Origin of the sequence: Protofrankia sp. BMG5.30, from assembly GCF_001983005.1 — a bacterium.
Classification (GTDB): domain Bacteria; phylum Actinomycetota; class Actinomycetes; order Frankiales; family Frankiaceae; genus Protofrankia; species Protofrankia coriariae.
Genome location: NZ_MOME01000005.1, coordinates 1 through 17,971, shown reverse-complemented (window position 1 = coordinate 17,971; position 17,971 = coordinate 1). Strand labels below are relative to the sequence as shown.

Genomic DNA, 17,971 nt, shown 5'->3' with positions numbered 1-17,971 from the left:
GACCTGGCCCCACCTCCACCCAGGCGACCACCCACCCCGCCCTGCTCGCCGTCGCACAACCGAATCATGAAAGCGAGGGAACAAGTGGTTGCTGGAGCAGCCACTTCCGTACTCGTTCTTCTGGCTACGGGGCTGCCCGGCCGGTGTGCTGGCTGCTCCGGCGCGGTCTGGAGGCGCCGGGTGCCAGGTTGTGGGTKTGGGCGCCCGCAGCCGCGCCGCTGTAACGCCCTATAATCCCCCGGTGCCCGGCGGGGCCACCCGGCGGACACCACGATCCGTCCCAGCCCCCGAAGATTCCGTACTTCGACCCGCCGGTACCCGCGTCCGGACGAGGAACCGGTGGACGCGGGCCGCGGGCCTCAGCCCCGCGCCGCGCGACGGCTCTGAGCTCGCCGTCTTTGCGTCCGCCGATCCTCTTCCTTGCTCCCCCCATGCGAGATCCCCACATGCGACTGCCCCGCATGTGGAAGGGCCGGAGCCGGTCCGCGGGAAGGAGCGTTCAGCACGCCATCACCGGCTGGCGGGGTGTCAGTTCGCCGGGATGACGACCACGCGGCGCTGGGGCTCCTCGCCCTCGGACTCGCTGACGACGCCGTCGATGGTTGCGATCAGGTCGTGGACGACCTTGCGCTCGAACGGCGTCATCGGCTTGAGTTTCTCCGGCCGGGCTCCCGCCTTCACCCGCTCGGCGACCGCCGTGGCCAGGTCGCGCAGCTCGGCCCGCCGCCGCGCGCGGTGCCCGCCCACGTCGAGCATGAGCCGGCTGCGCACGCCGGTCTTCTGGAGCACCGCCAGCCTGGTGAGTTCCTGGAGCGCCTCGAGCGTTTCCCCCCGACTGCCCACCAGCAGGTCGAGCCCGTCCCCGACGACGGCGACCACGGCTCGCTCCCCCTCGACGTCCAGGTCGAGGTCGCCGTCCAGGTCGACGATGTCGAGCAGCGCCTCCAGATAGTCGGCGGCGATCTCCCCTTCCTGTTCCAGGTCGGCGATCCGTTGCCGGCCGTTCACCGCCGGCGGGGCGGGGCTGTCCTCCCCGCCGGGAGGCGCCGGCCGGGAGGTGGCCGGTGTGGACAGGCCGTCGGCCTGTTCGACTCCGCTGACCGTGATGTCGGCGGCGGCCAGGTCAGATGCGGAACCGGTCATCAGAGCAGCTCCTTACACGGGTGGACGTCTGCGGATCGCGGGTCGGGCGAGCCCGGCGCCGATTCCCGGCAGGAATGGTCACCGCGGGAACGGTCACCGTCGGCCTCCGGGGCGGCCGCCCTTGCCACGTCGCTTGGCGGGCCGGGAACCACCTGTATGCCGGCGTACGCCCGCCGTGGCATGGGGCTTTCCCGCCCGGGGCTGGGCGTCGTCACCGGCCGGGGTGTGCCTGTCCGGAGCGGACCCGTTCTGCGTCTGCGCCGGCTGCGGTACCGCCTCGCCGGCCTCGGCCGCGTCGGATGCCTTCGACGGGCGGGCGGGCTGAGTCGGCTGTTTCGGCTGGGCCGGCTGCTGGGCCGGCTGCGAGGACTGCGCGGAGCCGCCTCGGGGGGAACGGGTTCCTGGCGGAGCCTTGCGCACGGCCTTGTTGGAGTTCGCCGTCTTGCCGGCTCCGGCTCCGGTTTCGGCCTGGCCGGCACCGCCCGGCGTCCTGTCGGTCGATGCGGCGGTCGAGCCCGTGGCCGGCGAGGCCGCACCCGGTCGGTTCTTACCCTTGCTGGTTGGCCGGGCACCTGGCGCGGGACGGGCCGGCGCCGGCTGCGATGTCCTGTTCTTCGTCCCGGACGCGTTCTTCGCCCCGGGCGCCGACCGGGTGCTCGGCACCTGCCCGCCGGCGCCCTGCACAGCCGGCGGCGGCATCTTCTTGATCACGAAGAACTGCTGGCCCATGCTCCACAGGTTGGTGGTCAGCCAGTACAGCAGGACAGCGATCGGGAACTGGAAGCCGAACACCGCGAGCATGATCGGGGAGCCGTAGAGCAGGACCTTCTGCACGATCGCCTGCTGCGGATCGACCGGCCCGGTCCRCGCCATGATCTGCCGCTGGGTGAGGAACGTCGTCGCACCCATCAGGACGATCAACGTGACCGCGAAGATCTTGACGTTCGTCCCGTTCGCCTGGACGAACTCCAGGAAGTTCGACGACGAGGTGAACGAGGTGGACAGCGAGACGCCGAGCAGCTTGGCCTCGGCGATCTGCTGCACCTGCTGGGCGCTCAGCCCGACCCGGGGGGCCCACTCCAGCACGCCGCCGGGCCGGTCGACCGGCCTCAGGTGGCTGAAGACGTGGAACAGCGCGATGAACAGGGGGATCTGGAGCAGGATCGGCAGGCACCCGAGCAACGGGTTGCCATGTTCCTTCTGCAACTCCATGATCTTGGCATTCATCTGCTGCCGGTCATGGCCGTACTTGTCCCGGATCTCCTTGATCTTCGGCTGCATCAGCTGCATCGTCCGCTGGGCCTTCACCTGCTTGACGAACAGCGGAAAGATCATGATCCGGACGCAGATCACCAGCAGGACGACCGACAGCGCCCACGCGAAGAARCTGTCCCGGCCGAAGATCGGCCCGAAGCCCCYGTGAAAGAAGACGATCGCGTTCGCCGCGAGATGGTAGAGGGGATCCAGCACTGGTTCGTCTCCTTAGACCCTCGTGCCACAGCGGGACGCGGTCGGTTCGGGCGAGTTCGGGTGCGGGTCCAGCCGCTGCCGCGCACCCGCGGCCACGGCCTGAGCGGCCTGCTCACCGGCGGGGACACCGCGTTCACCGGCCGGCCCGCCGAAGCGCCCGGGGCGGCCTGGCGGGATGTCGGCACGCACCGGCACCGGGTCGTGGCCACCGGCCGACAGCGGCTGGCAGCGCAGCAGCCGCCAGGCCGCCAGCAGGCCGCCCCGGACCCCGCCGTAACGACGCACCGCCTCCAGCCCGTACGCGCTGCAGGACGGCTCGAAGCGGCAGAGCCCCGCGCTGCGTGGGGACCAGACGGCCCGGTAGAAAGCAATCATCATGCGCAGTACCCAGGCCAGCGGGCTGCGCACCACGTCGTCCCGGCCACGGGACATCCGTGGCGCGAGCCGCCCGGCCAGGCGGGTGGCGGCGAGCAGGTCGATCACGACGACCAGGCCCGCGGMCAGCGCAACGCCACCGCGGCTCATCGTGACTGCCGGTCCGCGGTGCCAGCGGTACCGGTGGTGCCGGTGGGCCTTGTGACCGTCCCAGCCATGCCTGCCCCGGCTGTGCCAGGAGTGGCCGGGACGAGACGGCCGCGCAGGCCCCGCTCGAGCGCCCGCCCCAGTTCGTCCGAGGATGCGGTGGCGCTCTCCGGTAAGGCTCGCACGATCACGAGTGTTCCGGCGGGGATGCGGTCGAGACGGGCACGGACCTGCTCCCGCAGGCGTCTGCGGACGCGGTTGCGCACAACCGCGTTCCCCACCTTGCGTCCCACGACGAAACCGACCCGTGGCGGAAGTGTGACGACCGGCTCCGGACCGCCGTCCACAGCGTGGTTGTCCACAATCAGACTGTGGATGACCAGTGGGCCGCTGCGGCTGCGACGGCCGGCGCCACTGATCGAGGCATGCTCGGCCCTGGTCCGGACACGGTTCCGAACGGGCAGCATGACGCGAAAAGGACCGGGGCGCGGGTGGATCTCAGGCGGACAGCTCGCTGCGGCCCTTGCGGCGACGGGCCGAGAGCACGGCACGACCGGCACGGGTCCGCATCCGGAGCCGGAAACCATGCGTCTTGRCACGCCGGCGGTTGTTCGGCTGGAAGGTGCGCTTGCTCACAGAGGACTCCGGACGCCAGACGGGCAAAGGACAACACTAGCCACGGAAACGGTACAGAACGCGGTGGAGACACCCACCCGAGAGCGCACTGTCGCCGCAACCCGACGCCTGAGACTATCAAGCCCCGCCGTGCGGGGGCGGGCCGGCGGGTGTCGGCCGGCCGCGCTGGCGCGCCGGGTGGGGGCGGCGCGAAAGCGGCTTTGCCGGTGCGGTGTCATGGTCGTACACAGCTTGTGGACGACCATGTGGAGAACTGCCCCGGCAGGGGTGGCCGCAGGCGCCCGGTCCGGCCCTGTCCACCCGTCCGACGTCTTCGGAGGAGCCCGCCTCGTGACAGACCTTAGCGCCGACCCCTCCGCCGGCATGTCAGGCAGGGTGCCTGTCGAGGAACCGGACCTGTCCGCCGTGTGGGGACAGGCCGTCGCCGGGGTCGCGGACGGCACCCTGTCGGCCCAGCAGCGGGCCTGGCTGCGCCTGACCCGTCCGCTCGGCCTCGTCCAGGACACCGCGCTGCTCGCGGCCCCGAACGAGTTCACCAAGGACCTGCTCGACTCGCGCCTCCGACCGTTTCTGTCCACAGCTTTGTCCACAGCCTATGGACGAGAGATCCGGGTGGCGGTCACCGTCGAGCACCTGCCCGACCCGGAGCCGATGACCGGGCCGATCCAGCTACCGCTGCCCACCTCCCCGGTATCCCCCGTGTCCGCCGTGTCTGCCACGTCCGCCRTGTCTGCCACGTCCGCGGCGTCCGCTGCGGATACGGCCAGGATCACCCCGGGCCTCGGACGCGACCCGGCGCCCCGGTCCTACGAGCCGACCCGACTGAACCCACGTTACGTGTTCGAGACGTTCGTCATCGGTGACAGCAACCGATTCCCACACGCGGCTGCGGTGGYCGTCGCCGAGGCGCCGGCGAAGGCGTACAACCCGCTGTTCATCTACGGCGACTCCGGGCTCGGCAAGACCCACCTGCTGCACGCGATCGGCCACTACACGCTGAAGCTGTATCCGGACTCGCGGGTGAAGTATGTCAGCTCGGAGGAGTTCACCAACGACTTCATCAACTCGATCCGGGACGACCGGCAGCAGGCGTTCCAACGCCGCTACCGGGACACCGACGTGCTCCTGGTCGACGACATCCAGTTCCTGGAGAACAAGGAGCGCACCCAGGAGGAGTTCTTCCACACCTTCAACGTGCTGCACGACACCGAGAAGCAGATCGTCATCTCCTCCGACCGTTCCCCCAAGCAGCTCTCGGCGCTGGAGGACCGGCTGCGCAGCCGGTTCGAGTGGGGCCTGATCACCGACGTCACCCCGCCCGACCTGGAGACCAGGATCGCGATCCTGTCGAAGAAGGCCGCCACCGAGCGGCTGCCGGTCCCCGGCGACGTGCTGGAGTACATCGCGACCCACATCGAGCGCAACATCCGGGAGCTGGAGGGCGCGCTGATCCGGGTGGCGGCGTTCGCGAGCCTGAACAAGTCGCACGTCGACCGGACACTGGCCGAGATCGTCCTGCGGGACCTGATCCCGGACGCGGCCGACCCGGAGATCACCGCTGCCGCGATCATGAACGCGACCGCGACGTACTTCGGTGTGTCCATGGAGGACCTGTGCGGCACGTCCCGCAGCCGGGTGCTGGTCACCGCCCGGCAGATCGCCATGTACCTGTGCCGGGAGCTGACCGACCTGTCGCTGCCGAAGATCGGCCAGCACTTCGGCGGCCGGGACCACACCACGGTGATGCACGCGGACCGCAAGATCCGGGGGCTGATGGCCGAACGCCGGGCGATCTACAACCAGGTCACCGAACTGACCAACCGCATCCGGGCGCAGACCCGACAGGCCTGACCGGTTCGACAGGCACGCCCGACTCGACAGGCCCGACAGGCATGACCCGGGCGAAGCAGGGGTAGGAGCTACTGCTGGTAGCCGGATCCACGCCGGTGTCCCTGTGGAGTCTTGTGCACAGCTTGTGGAAAACCCTGTGGAATCCGTGGGCGGAGGCCCGCGGCGGCCTGTGYGTAACGGGGGACAGGCTGTGTGGAAACTGTGCACAGCCGGGGGACAGACTGCGAACAACCGGGGACGAGCGGGGGACAAACAGGCCGGCGGTGGAAATCCACTGGAGCTGGGCACAGCGGTTTCCACACGATCCGCACCCCCTCTTAAGCTCTTGACCTGCGAAAACGCAAGTTGTCCCCAGTATCCACCGGCCCTACTGACACGACGAACTAGATCATTTTTTAATGAACAACCCCACTGGAAGTTGGGCCTGGGGACAACCTCGCATGATCGTCCGCGCGTCGCCTTCGGATCGCTGTCCGGGATCTCGTCACGCACAGCGGGCCACCGCGGCAGTGCCAGCCTCGCGCCGGGCCCCGCTGTGAGCCGCCGGCCGAAGCCTGCGATGCTGGAACGCCGTACCGGATGCGGCATGGTGGCCTGGCAGTGGCTCGACAGTGGCTCGACAACGACAGGCAGCGGCACGACAGCGGTCGGACCTGCGAACGTGTTCGTTGGGCCGCCGGCAGCATCTGGCGGGACCCGCACCTGTCAGCACGCAGCCGGCATGACAGGTCGGCGTGGTCACGAGGACGAACGGTTCAGAAGGGCGAATCATGAAGTTCCGGGTTGAACGGGACGACTTCACCGATGCCGTGGCATGGACGGCGCGCACACTGCCGACCCGGGCGACCTCCCAGCTTCAGGTCCTGGCCGGCCTCATGCTGGACGCCACCGGGCCGTCGCTGACGGTCGCGGCCTTCGACTACGAGGTGGCCGCCCAGTCCGGTGTGGACGCGGCGATCGAGCAGGAGGGCCGGGCCCTGGTCTCCGGCAAGCTGCTCGCCGAGATCACCAGGGCCCTCCCGTCCGCGCCGGTCGACCTGTACACCGACGGCGCGCGGGTGGTCCTCACCTGTGGCAACGCGCGTTTCACCCTGCCGACCATGTCGGTGGACGACTACCCGGCGCTGCCGCCGATGCCGGCGGTCACCGGCCACATCGAGGGCGCGGCGTTCGCCGGGGCCGTCTCGCAGGTCGCCGTCGCCGCGGGCAAGGACGACACCCTGCCCGTCCTCACCGGTGTGCGGGTCGAGATCGACGGCGATGTCCTCACCCTGGCCGCTACCGACCGCTACCGGCTGGCGGTCCGGAAGCTGAGATGGCGCCCGGCGTCCGAGACGGCCGACGGCGTGGCCATGGTGCCGGCACGTACACTGAGCGAGACGGCGAAGTCCCTGTCCGGGTCCGGGGTGGAGGTCGCGATCTCCCTCGGCTCGGGTCCCTCCGGGGAGGCGCTGGCCGGGTTCGCCGGTGGCGGCCGTCAGACCACGACCCGCCTGGTGGACGGCTCGTTCCCGCCCTACCAGCGGCTGCTGCCCGACAGCTCACCGCTGACCGCCCAGGTCGAGATCGCCCCGTTCGCCGAGGCTGTCAAGCGTGTCGCGCTGGTCGCCGCCCGCACCGCCCCGGTCCAGCTGAGCTTCTCCGACGATCAACTGGTTCTGGAGGCCGGGGCCGGCGGTGAGGCCCAGGCCCAGGAGACGTTGACGATCGGCTACGACGGACCGTCGCTGTCGATCGCCTTCAACCCGTCGTACCTGCTCGACGGCCTGGGTGCGCTGGAGTCCGATGTCGTCCACGTCGGGTTCGCCAGCGCCGACGACCCGGACGAGGCGTCGAAGAAGCCCGCCATCCTCACCGGCAAGGCGCCCGACGACGGTGAGGTCCCGGACTACCGGTACCTGCTCATGCCGATCCGGCTGTCCGGGTGACGTGCGTCTCACCCATCTGTCGCTGGTGGACTTCCGGTCCTACCCGGCACTGGATCTGCTGCTCGCACCCGGGGTGAACACGTTCGTCGGCTCCAACGGGCAGGGCAAGACCAACCTGCTGGAGGCCGTCGGTTACCTGGCGACGCTTGGCAGTCACCGGGTGGCCTCGGACGCCCCGCTGGTCCGTGAGGGCGCCACGAGCGCCGCGGTGCGGGCCCGGATCGCGCGGGGCGACCGCGCCGCGCTGGTCGAGATCGAGATCATCCCGGGCCGGGCGAACCGCGCCCGGCTCAACCGGGCTCCCCTCGCCCGATCCCACGACGTCCTCGGCCTGCTGGTCATGGTGTTCTTCGCTCCGGAGGACCTGGCCCTGGTCAAGGGGGATCCGGCCGGGCGCCGGCGGTTCCTCGACGATCTGCTGGTGGCCCGCACCCCCCGGCTCGCCGGTGTGTTCGCCGACTACGACAAGGTCCTGCGCCAGCGGTCGACGCTGTTGCGGACGGCCGGGGCGGCACGGCGCTCCGGCCGTGCCGGTGACCTGCGCACCCTGGACGTGTGGGACTCCCACCTGGTCCGGCACGGCTGCGAGCTGCTGGCCGCGCGGCTGGCGCTGGTCGAACAGCTGCGGCCACGGGTGGCGGCCGCCTACCGAGCGGTCGCGTCCGCGCCGGCCCCCCGGCCGTCGGCCGTACCGGCCGGGCAGCCTGGACCGGTCGCACCGCCCGGACCGGGCGCGACGATGGAACCGGACATGCCGGCTGGAGCGGATGCGCCGGGCATGCCGGACGGATCAGCCGCCGCGGCCGATGTGGCTGGTTCGGCGGCGGCACCGGCCGGCGAGCGGGAGCTGACCGGTGTGGAGTACCGCTCGAGCGTGGTCGCGCGCGTGGCCGAGCGGGCCGGCGGCCCGGTGCCTGATCAGACAGGTGACCGGACAGGTGACCCGGTGGGCGGTCAGGCCGGTGGCGAGCCGGTTCCCGACCGGACGGTCCTGGCGGAGGCGATGCTCGCCGAGCTCGCCGCGGTCCGGCAGCAGGAGATCGAACGAGGGGTGACCCTGGTCGGCCCGCACCGTGACGAGCTGCTGCTGTCGATCAGCGGGCGGCCGGCGCGCGGCTATGCCAGCCACGGCGAGTCGTGGTCGCTGGCTCTCGCGCTCAAGCTCGCGTCGTTCGAGCTGCTCCAGGACGACCAGCGCGAACCGGTCCTGCTGCTGGACGACGTGTTCGCCGAACTCGACACGCATCGTCGTGACCGGCTGGCGGAGCTGATCCGCTCGGCCGAGCAGGTGCTGGTGACCGCCGCGGTCGAGGCGGACGTGCCCGCCGCCCTGGCCGGGGCGCGGTTCACGGTGGCGGACGGGAAGGTCAGCCGTGTCGGATGACCCGGATGCCCTGCATGCTCTGCATGCCCCGGATACCCCGGATGGGGCTACCGCCGGCGATCGGTCGGCGGCCGCTACCACCGGCCGCCGCGGGCCGGCATCCGCTGGCCATGTGCCGGTTCCCGACAGGCGCCAGGCGTCATCAGATGACCACAAAAAGTCATCCAGCGACGGTACGTCTGACAGCGGATCGCCACCCGCTGACCACGGGTCGGTCGCTGGCCGTCGCGGACGCTCGCCCAGCGGTAACGAGGCCGACATCGCTCAACGTAACGAGAACGAAGGCGGGTCCGGCGAGCAGCCCGCGCGCGGGGCTGATCTCGCCCGTCTCGTCCTGGCTCGGGCAAAGGAGGACGCGCGGGCGAGGGCACGGGCGGCTGGTCGCGGTGGCGGGCGCGCGGGTGAGGGCGATGGCGCGGCCGGCCGTAACGGGCCGGCCAGCGGTGAYGGCCGGTCCGACCCGGCACGGCGGCCGGCGCGCCGGCCGCGGCTGCCCGGGATGGCCGCGCCCGGCCGGGAATGGGCCGAACCGGTCACGCTGGGTGCCACGGTGCAACGGCTGCTTGCCGAACGCGGCTGGCAGGACCAGGCGACGGACGCGTCGGTGCTGGCCCGCTGGGAGGCTCTGGTCGGCCCGAACATCTCCGCACGCTGCCATCCGGTCTCCCTGCGTGACGGCGAGCTGGAACTCGCCGCCGAGTCGACGGCCTGGGCGACCCAGCTGCGGCTGCTGTCCCGGCAGCTGCTGGCCACCCTGCGCACGGAGCTCGGGCCAGACGTCGTGCGCCGGATCGTCGTTCGGGGGCCGACCGCGCCGAGTTGGCGGCACGGCCCGTTGCAGGCACCCGGCGGGCGCGGCCCCCGTGACACCTACGGCTGAACCGGCCGGCCCCGCTCGGCGGGATCGGGATTCGAGCAGGTCGGGCCAGTGGTGGCCGGCCGGCCCCACGGCCCGCGCGCCGCATGGGGCCGCGTCCGCGGGCCGCGGCCTGTGGACAGTGACAGCCGGACGGGCGTCGCGGCCGCCGACGGTGCCCGGGCGGCGCCGTTGTGCCATGGCCGCCTGGGCACCCGGCCACACCGCTCGGCCCGCAGGCGGGCGTCGCGGGCATCCCGGACGTTCAGGGCGTCCCGGAGGTTGCCCGCGGCCCGCACACAGGGTCTCCGGATCGCCCACAGACGTCGTGCGGGTAACCCCTGTGTACGGGGGTTCGATGGAAAGCTGTTCGGGACGCTGCGCGGATGCCAGGGGCCACCCCGCGTCCTTCTGGTCGGTATGCCAGGTAGACTCAGGAGACGCTTCTCGCGTTGTGCGCAGTTGAGGACGAGGGGACATACCGCGTGGCCTACGATGCAAGTTCGATCAAGGTTCTTGAGGGTCTCGACGCGGTTCGCAAGCGTCCAGGTATGTACATCGGCTCCACCGGTGAGCGTGGTCTCCATCATCTCGTCTACGAGGTTGTGGACAACGCTGTGGATGAAGCGTTGGCCGGCTACTGCGACACGATCGGTGTGACCCTGCTCGCCGACGGCGGTGTCCGGGTCTCCGACAACGGCCGTGGCATCCCGGTGGGTGAGCATCCGACGGAGAAGCGCCCGGCGGTCGAGGTCGTCCTGACCACGCTGCACGCCGGCGGGAAGTTCGACGGCAAGTCGTACGCGGTCTCCGGCGGTCTGCACGGGGTCGGCGTGAGCGTGGTGAACGCGCTGTCCACCCGGCTCGAGGTGGAGATCCGCCGGGAGGGCTTCACCTGGTTCCAGCCGTACGAGAACACCCGTCCGGCCGCGCCGCTGGCCAAGGGCGCCCCCACCAGGAAGACCGGTACGACCGTCACCTTCTGGGCCGACGACACGATCTTCGAGACGACCGACTACAAGTACGAGACCCTCTCCCGCCGGCTGCAGGAGATGGCGTTCCTGAACAAGGGGCTGACGATCAACCTGCGGGACGAGCGTCCCGAGGAGCCCCTCGAGGTCACCTACCGCTACGCCGGCGGGCTCGTCGACTTCGTCGAGCACCTCAACGCCAGCAAGGACCCGATCCACAAGACCGTCATCTCGCTGGACTCCAAGGGCACCGGCATCGAGGCCGAGCTCGYGATGCAGTGGAACGCCGGCTACAACGAGTCGGTCTACACGTTCGCCAACACCATCAACACCCATGAGGGCGGCACCCACGAGGAGGGCTTCCGCGCGGCGCTGACCAGCGCGGTCAACGCCTACGCCAAGGACCAGAACCTGCTCAAGCCCCCGAAGTCCAACGGCAAGAACTCCGACGAGCGCCTTGCCGGCGACGACATCCGCGAGGGCCTGACCGCGATCATCTCGGTGAAGCTGGCGCAGCCGCAGTTCGAGGGCCAGACCAAGACGAAGCTCGGCAACAGCGAGGCCAAGCGGTTCGTCCAGGAGATGTGCTACTCGGCGCTCAAGGACTGGCTCGAGGCCAACCGGGTCGAGGCCCGGGCGATCGTCAGCAAGGCGCTGGACGCCCAGCGGGCGCGGATCGCCGCCCGCGCCGCCCGCGACCTGACCAGGCGCAAGGGCCTGCTCGGGGGCACCGGCCTGCCCGGCAAGCTCGCCGACTGCCAGTACACCGACCCGGAGCGCTGCGAGCTCTACATCGTCGAGGGTGACTCGGCCGGCGGCTCCGCCAAGGGCGGCCGGGACTCGAAGTTCCAGGCGATCCTCCCGCTGCGCGGGAAGATCCTCAACGTGGAGAAGGCCCGTATCGACCGGGTGCTGAAGAACACCGAGGTCCAGGCGCTGATCCAGGCGCTCGGCTGCGGTATCCACGACGACTTCGACGCCAGCAAGCTCCGCTATCACAAGATCGTCCTGATGGCGGACGCGGACGTCGACGGCCAGCACATCCGCACGCTGCTGCTGACGCTGTTGTTCCGGTTCATGCGCCCGCTGGTCGAGGCCGGCTACGTCTTCCTCGCCCAGCCGCCCCTCTACAAGATCAAATGGGGTCGGGAGGACTGGCAGTACGCCTACTCCGACCGGGAGCGCGACGGCCTGATCGAACACGGCATCGAGGCCGGCCGCAAACTGCCCAAGGACGCCATCCAGCGCTTCAAGGGCCTCGGCGAGATGAACGCCACCGAGCTGTGGGACACCACCATGGACCCCGACCGCCGCATCCTGCTGCAGGTGACCCTGGACGACGCCGCCGTGGCGGACGAGCTGTTCTCCGTCCTGATGGGTGAGGACGTCGACGCCCGGCGCTCCTTCATCCAGCGCAACGCCAAGGACGTCCGTTTCCTTGACATCTGACCGGCCGCGAGGCGCGCGGCCGCGGGCACCGCGGCGAGCCGACCGGCGGCGGTCCAGCCGGTTCGGCACCCCGGATGTCCGATTACAGACAGTTTGTACCATCCACGGCTGACCACCCGCACCATCCCCGTATGGAAGGACCTGCGTGACCGACGTACTACCTCCGCCGCCCGGCGACCGGGTCGAGCCCATCGGCATCGAAGTCGAGATGCAGCGGTCGTACCTCGACTACGCGATGTCGGTCATCGTCGGCCGGGCGCTGCCAGAGGTCCGTGACGGCCTCAAGCCGGTGCACCGCCGCGTCCTGTACGCGATGTACGACGGCGGCTACCGTCCGGACCGGGGCTACTTCAAGTGTTCGCGCGTCGTCGGTGACGTCATGGGTAACTACCACCCGCACGGCGACTCGGCGATCTACGACACCCTGGTGCGGCTCGCCCAGCCCTGGTCGCTGCGCTACCCGCTGGTCGACGGCAACGGCAACTTCGGCTCCCCGGGCAACGACCCGCCGGCGGCCATGCGGTACACCGAGTCACGGCTGGCGCCGCTGGCCATGGAGATGCTGCGCGACATCGACCAGGACACGGTCGACTTCGCCCCGAACTACGACGGCCGCTCGCAGGAACCGACGATCCTGCCCAGCCGCTTCCCGAACCTGCTGGTCAACGGCGCCGGCGGGATCGCGGTCGGGATGGCCACCAACATCCCCCCGCACAACCTGCGGGAGGTCGCCGACGGCGTGAAGTGGTTCCTCGCGCACCCGGACGCCAGCGACGCCGAGCTGCTCGAGGCCCTGCTCGAGCTGATCAAGGGGCCGGACTTCCCCACCGCCGGCCTCATCGTCGGCCGCCAGGGCATCGAGGACGCCTATCGCACCGGCCGCGGCAGCATCCGCATGCGGGCGGTGGTGCAGGTCGAGGAGAACAAGGGCCGCACCCAGCTCGTCGTCACCGAACTGCCGTACCAGGTCAACCCGGACAACCTCGCGGAGAAGATCGCCGAGCTGGTCCGGGACAACCGCATCAGCGGGATCTCCGACATCCGGGACGAGACCTCGGCGCGCACCGGCCAGCGCCTGATCATCGACCTCAAGCGGGACGCGGTCGCGAAGGTCGTCCTGAACAACCTGTACAAGCACACCCAGCTGCAGGACACCTTCGGCGTGAACATGCTGGCGATCGTCGACGGGGTGCCGCGCACCCTGCGGCTGGACCAGATGGTGCGGTACTACGTCGACCACCAGGTGGACGTGATCGTCCGGCGGACCCGCTACCAGCTACGCAAGGCCCGCGAGCGCCTGCACGTGCTCGAGGGCCTGCTGATCGCCCTCGATCACCTGGATGAAGTGATCAATCTGATCCGCAACGCCGAGTCGGCGGACGCCGCGCGCGGACAGCTGATGGACCGGTTCTCCCTGTCGGAGATCCAGGCGGTCGCCATCCTGGACATGCAGCTGCGCCGGCTCGCCGCGCTCGAGCGTCAGAAGATCATTGACGAGGCGGCCGAGCTGCGGGCGAAGATCGCCGATCTCGAGGCGATCCTTGCCTCACCGGCCCGCCAGCGGGAGATCATCGGCGAGGAGCTCACCGAGATCGTCGACCGGTTCGGCGACGAGCGGCGGACCAGGCTCGTCCCGTTCGAGGGCGACATGTCCGTCGAGGACCTCATCGCCCGCGAGGATGTCGTCGTCACCGTCACCCGCGGCGGCTACGCCAAGCGCACCAAGACCGACCTGTACCGCTCACAGCGCCGCGGCGGCAAGGGCGTCCAGGGCGCGGCCCTGCGCGAGGACGACATCGTCGAGCACTTCTTCGTCACCACCACCCATCACTGGCTGCTGTTCTTCACCAACAAGGGGCGGGTGTACCGGGCCAAGGCGCACGAGCTGCCCGAGCAGGCCCGCACCGCCAAGGGCCAGCACGTGGCGAACATCCTCGCGTTCGGCCAGGACGAGCGCATCGCCGAGGTCATGGCAATCAAGGACTATCAGGCGGCCCCGTACCTGGTGCTCGCGACCAGGCGGGGGCTGTGCAAGAAGACCGCGCTGGCCGAGTTCGACTCCAACCGCTCCGGCGGGCTCGTCGCGATCAACCTGCGGGACGACGACGAGCTCATCGCGGCCCGGCTCGTCTCCGCCGGCGACGACCTGCTGCTGGTCAGCCGGCAGGCGCAGTCCATCCGCTTCCACGCCGACGACGAGCAGCTGCGTCCGATGGGGCGGGCCACCTCCGGCGTCATCGGGATGCGCTTCGACAGCGACGACGAGCTGCTCGCGATGGAGGTCGTCCCGCCGGAGTCGGAGGCGAACCTGCTCGTCGCCACCAGCGGCGGCTACGCCAAGCAGACGTCGCTGGGCGAGTATCCGGTGCAGGGACGCGGCGGCAAGGGCGTCCTCACCGCGAAGATCGTCTCTACCCGTGGTGGCCTGGTCGGAGCCCTCGTGGTCAGCCCGGACGACCAGCTCTACGCGRTCACGTCCAACGGTGGCGTGCTACGGACGATCGCGCGCGACGTCCGCCGGGCCCAGCGGCAGACCATGGGGGTCCGTCTCATCGATCTCGAAGCCGGCGTACAGGTCGTCGGAGTAGCACGTAATGCCGATGCGGAAGACAACGCCAACGGCGGTCCGACAGCCGCTCCCGGCGGGGGAAACCCAGCCTGAGGACGGATGACCGGCGGCCGGGCGGCAAGGCGGGAGATGGACCGTGAGCGACAGCGACGACGACCGGACCACCCGGTCACCGGCCTTCCGTGGATCTTCTCCGYCGCGGCCGGAGCAACAGCCCGGACGGGTCGGGGAACCCCGTAACGAACAGCGCGCCGCCCCGGGCCAGGACCGTTCTGGCCCGGGAGCCGCGAAACCCTCCACCCCTCCGACGTTCCCGACACCATCGGTGCCGGGAACGTCACCAGGCTCCGGTGCCGGGGCAGGCTCCGCGGCGAGCCCGGGGCCGAACGACGACGGGACGCAGGTGCAGAAGCCGGCCTCGGTGCTCCGGGAACTGCGGATGCCACGGGAGGCCCGAGGCACCCGTGACGCCCGTGACACCCGTGGTGCCAGGACCTCGCAGCGGGCGGCCCCCAGCTCATCGGCATCCCCGTCCCCCCGGCCGGCCACGCCGAAGAAGGCGGACACCGGCTCCCAGCCCGGCCGGGCGGACGGGAAAGCGGCGACCACGGGCTCGAACGCCTCCTCCAGGCGCCCGACCCCGGGCCGGCCCGTGAGCTCCCCAACCACCCCGGCGGCCTCGGCGGGCGCCGCGGGCCCACGGCCGGGCGCATCGTCCACGTCGGCGACATCACCGACGTCAGCCGCCACCGGCTCGACAGGCTCGGCCGGACCTGCCACCAGCACGTCGACGGGGACGCGCGGGTCACGTCCGACCGCGGCCGGCACCCCGTCCGGCGACCCGGCCGCGCCGCGTCAAGCGGCAGGATCTCCCACCGTGACCGACAGTGTCGACACGGAAGCCATCGCACTGGCATCCGCTTCGACATCCACCGGCGGGCGGCCCCGGCTCGATTCGGACACGATCTCGCTGCGCCGCCCGGCGAAGAAAACCGGCGGTTCAACCGGTACCGGTGCATCGCCGGCCGCCCGCCCGGCAACTGACGGCCAGGTCACGCGCGGCGCGCCGGGCGGGGATGCTGGTGGTGTGGGACAGTCGAAACGTGGACCGGCGGCCGCGGCGGCGCAGGCTCCGGAGACGGAGGCCTTCAAACGGGTGGACGGTGGACATCCACACAGTGACGATCGGGCTACGCCCGCATCGTCTGATCGTCGTGCCACAACAGGCCCGCTGGCGCGCGGTGGGACCACAGGTACTCGGGATCCCCTCGTGAAGCGGCCGACCGACCCCACCGGCGCGGGCGCGTCCGGCACCTCCCAGATCCCCGTACGGGAACGGGGCGGAGTGAAGGAGCCGGCGGCCACCGGGCCGGTGACAGGCACCGCCACCGGGCCGTCCGCGATGCGCCCACCCGGGCAGGGACGGCGGGCCCGGCTGCGCATCACCCGGGTCAACCCCCTGTCGGTGGCCCAGCTGACGTTCGCGTTCTCCCTCTGCGTGTTCGTCGTACTGATGATCGCCGCTGCCGTGCTGTGGTTCGTACTGAACTCCATCGGCGTCTTCGACAGCGTCGTGGAAGCGGCGGACACACTCACCGACGGCAGCAACGGCGGGGTACGCGTCTGGTTGTCGTTCACCAGAGCCATGGAGATCGGCCTGCTCGTCGGCGCGATCAACGTGATCCTGATGACGGCCCTGGCGACCCTGGGCGCGCTGCTCTACAACCTGTGCACCGAGATGGTCGGCGGCATCGAAGTCACCCTGGGCGACTAGCCGCGACACGTCGGCCGTGACAGGCTTCCAGCCCGGGTGCCTGCCCCGAACATCCCGCGCATCCGGTACTGTGGAGCCCAGCAAGGACCTGTAGCTCAGTCGGTCAGAGCGCTTCCCTGATAAGGAAGAGGCCGGTGGTTCAAGTCCACCCAGGTCCACGGGCTGGCTATTCGTGCTTGCCGAACTGTGTTCGGCTTCGCCGGGGCCGCGATGTCTGTCCAGGGGAGCGACCCCCTGAAACCCCCGGTGCCGGGCTTCGCCCGGCCGGGTGGGTTGCCCGTTGCGGGCGGTCGGTCGTGTTTTCGCTCTGCGGGCTTGTTTAGCGTGCTTGCCGAACTGTGTTCGGCTTCGCCGGGGCCGCGATGTCTGTCCAGGGGAGCGGACCCCCTGAAACCCCCGGTGCCGGGCTTCGCTCGGCCGGGTGGGGGCCGTTAGCGATGCTGTCTGTGCCCGTTCAGTCCGACGTCCTTGCCCACGTCGGAGTCTTTCGGGGCTTGGTCAGCCCGCCGTCCGCAGCTCACCCAGTGCCGCATCCAGTGCTCGGAATCGGCGGTGGCCACGATCCGGTGCACGCGCGAGGGCGACAGCCCCACTGAAGTTGACCCGATTTCGTACGCACCTGGGCTCTTTGGGACAGTGGTTTCGAGGAGGATCGCAGGTRCCGAGATCAGAACCGCCCTACACCGCCGAGTTCCGCCGGCAGATGATCGAGCTCGTCCGAGCCGGAAGATCACCTGAGGAGCCGGTGGCGGAATATGGCCCGTCGGGTCAGTCAATCCGTAACCGGGTACGCCAGGACGAACGCGCGGAAGGGGTTCGGTCCGACGGGCTGGCCGCCGCGGAGCGCGACGAGCCGAACCGGCTCCAGAAGGAGGATCGGCAGCTGTGGGAAGAACGGGAGATCCTCCGGAAGGCAGCGTTTTTCTTCGCGTCACGGAGATCTGTCAGAGATGAAGGTTGCTCTGATCGACGCGGAGAAGACACCATTCTGTCTTCATGTCGGCCTGCGTGCMGGGCCCTCTGTGTCAGTCTCGGGTGAGACATCCGCTGGGTGCGGGTTGGCTACAGAGGGCGTGATCGGAGATCCTCGTGTTCGTGGAGTCAGAGTCCCAGGAGCGTCCTGGCCGGTCCTYACCGCGTGACCCGGCGCCGCGTCCGTCGCGGYGGGTGTTCAGCACGGCGTACAAGYTGCGGATCGTCGCCGAGTACGAGAACGCCCCGCACGGGGAGAAAGGTGCGATCCTGCGCCGGGAGGGATTGTTCTCGTCGCATGTGGTGGAGTGGACCCGTGCCCGTGATGCGGGTGCTCTCGGGGGATCGGGCGTTGCGGCCCGCGGTCCTGCGGAGAAGAAGCCGGGGAAATCGGCGGAGCAGATCGAGGTGGAGAAGCTGCGGCGGGAGAACGAGCGGCTAAAGGC

The 17,971-nt window shown here is 70.3% G+C and carries 12 protein-coding genes, 1 tRNA gene and 1 pseudogene; 9 read left to right on the top strand and 5 right to left on the bottom strand.

Annotation, left to right across the window (positions count from 1 at the left end; all coding sequences use genetic code 11):
* Positions 1-528: 528 nt before the first annotated feature.
* The 5 genes from BL254_RS01935 to rpmH all read right to left on the bottom strand — a co-directional run bounded on the left by BL254_RS01935 (position 529) and on the right by rpmH (position 3,771).
* The gene (locus BL254_RS01935) at positions 529-1,143 is read right to left on the bottom strand and encodes a R3H domain-containing nucleic acid-binding protein (RefSeq protein WP_076842351.1); all 615 of its coding nucleotides are present in this window, start codon (positions 1,141-1,143) and stop codon (positions 529-531) included.
* A 93-nt stretch (positions 1,144-1,236) separates the two neighbouring features.
* Positions 1,237-2,613 carry a membrane protein insertase YidC gene (gene yidC / locus BL254_RS01930; protein WP_076842350.1) on the bottom strand — a complete coding sequence of 459 codons (1,377 nt, stop codon included), beginning with the start codon at positions 2,611-2,613 and terminating at the stop codon, positions 1,237-1,239.
* Between the two features lie 12 nt (positions 2,614-2,625).
* The gene (gene yidD, locus BL254_RS01925) at positions 2,626-3,138 is read right to left on the bottom strand and encodes a membrane protein insertion efficiency factor YidD (protein ID WP_076842349.1); all 513 of its coding nucleotides are present in this window, start codon (positions 3,136-3,138) and stop codon (positions 2,626-2,628) included.
* Complete coding sequence (rnpA, locus tag BL254_RS01920; RefSeq protein WP_047223614.1) at positions 3,135-3,602, bottom strand: ribonuclease P protein component; 468 nt, start codon at positions 3,600-3,602, stop codon at positions 3,135-3,137. The genes yidD and rnpA overlap by 4 nt, the downstream gene beginning before the upstream one ends.
* A 31-nt stretch (positions 3,603-3,633) precedes the next feature.
* The gene (gene rpmH, locus BL254_RS01915; RefSeq protein ID WP_076842452.1) at positions 3,634-3,771 is read right to left on the bottom strand and encodes a 50S ribosomal protein L34; all 138 of its coding nucleotides are present in this window, start codon (positions 3,769-3,771) and stop codon (positions 3,634-3,636) included.
* A 330-nt stretch (positions 3,772-4,101) separates the two neighbouring features.
* Here rpmH and dnaA point away from each other — a divergent pair, with 330 nt between their 5' ends.
* The 9 genes and pseudogenes from dnaA to BL254_RS29205 all read left to right on the top strand — a co-directional run.
* Positions 4,102-5,622: a chromosomal replication initiator protein DnaA gene (gene dnaA, locus BL254_RS01910; RefSeq protein ID WP_076842451.1), complete on the top strand. Its 1,521-nt coding sequence runs from the start codon at positions 4,102-4,104 to the stop codon at positions 5,620-5,622.
* Between the two features lie 770 nt (positions 5,623-6,392).
* On the top strand, positions 6,393-7,550 hold the full coding sequence (dnaN, locus tag BL254_RS01905) for a DNA polymerase III subunit beta (RefSeq protein ID WP_047223615.1): 1,158 nt from the start codon (positions 6,393-6,395) through the stop codon (positions 7,548-7,550).
* A 1-nt stretch (position 7,551) separates the two neighbouring features.
* On the top strand, positions 7,552-8,934 hold the full coding sequence (locus tag BL254_RS01900; RefSeq protein ID WP_076842348.1) for a DNA replication/repair protein RecF: 1,383 nt from the start codon (positions 7,552-7,554) through the stop codon (positions 8,932-8,934).
* Positions 8,935-9,433: 499 nt separating this feature from the next.
* Positions 9,434-9,814 carry a DUF721 domain-containing protein gene (locus BL254_RS28080; RefSeq protein ID WP_254857717.1) on the top strand — a complete coding sequence of 127 codons (381 nt, stop codon included), beginning with the start codon at positions 9,434-9,436 and terminating at the stop codon, positions 9,812-9,814.
* 461 nt (positions 9,815-10,275) lie between these two features.
* Positions 10,276-12,210 (top strand): DNA topoisomerase (ATP-hydrolyzing) subunit B, encoded by a 1,935-nt coding sequence (gyrB, locus tag BL254_RS01885; RefSeq protein WP_076842347.1) that lies wholly within the window; start codon positions 10,276-10,278, stop codon positions 12,208-12,210.
* 145 nt (positions 12,211-12,355) lie between these two features.
* Positions 12,356-14,872 (top strand): DNA gyrase subunit A, encoded by a 2,517-nt coding sequence (gene gyrA / locus BL254_RS01880; RefSeq protein WP_076842346.1) that lies wholly within the window; start codon positions 12,356-12,358, stop codon positions 14,870-14,872.
* A 1,177-nt stretch (positions 14,873-16,049) separates the two neighbouring features.
* The gene (locus tag BL254_RS01875) at positions 16,050-16,553 is read left to right on the top strand and encodes a DUF3566 domain-containing protein (RefSeq protein WP_235433584.1); all 504 of its coding nucleotides are present in this window, start codon (positions 16,050-16,052) and stop codon (positions 16,551-16,553) included.
* 84 nt (positions 16,554-16,637) lie between these two features.
* Positions 16,638-16,711: transfer RNA gene (locus BL254_RS01870), tRNA-Ile, on the top strand.
* 1,009 nt (positions 16,712-17,720) lie between these two features.
* A pseudogene (locus BL254_RS29205) lies at positions 17,721-17,971 on the top strand (IS3 family transposase); the annotation flags it as partial.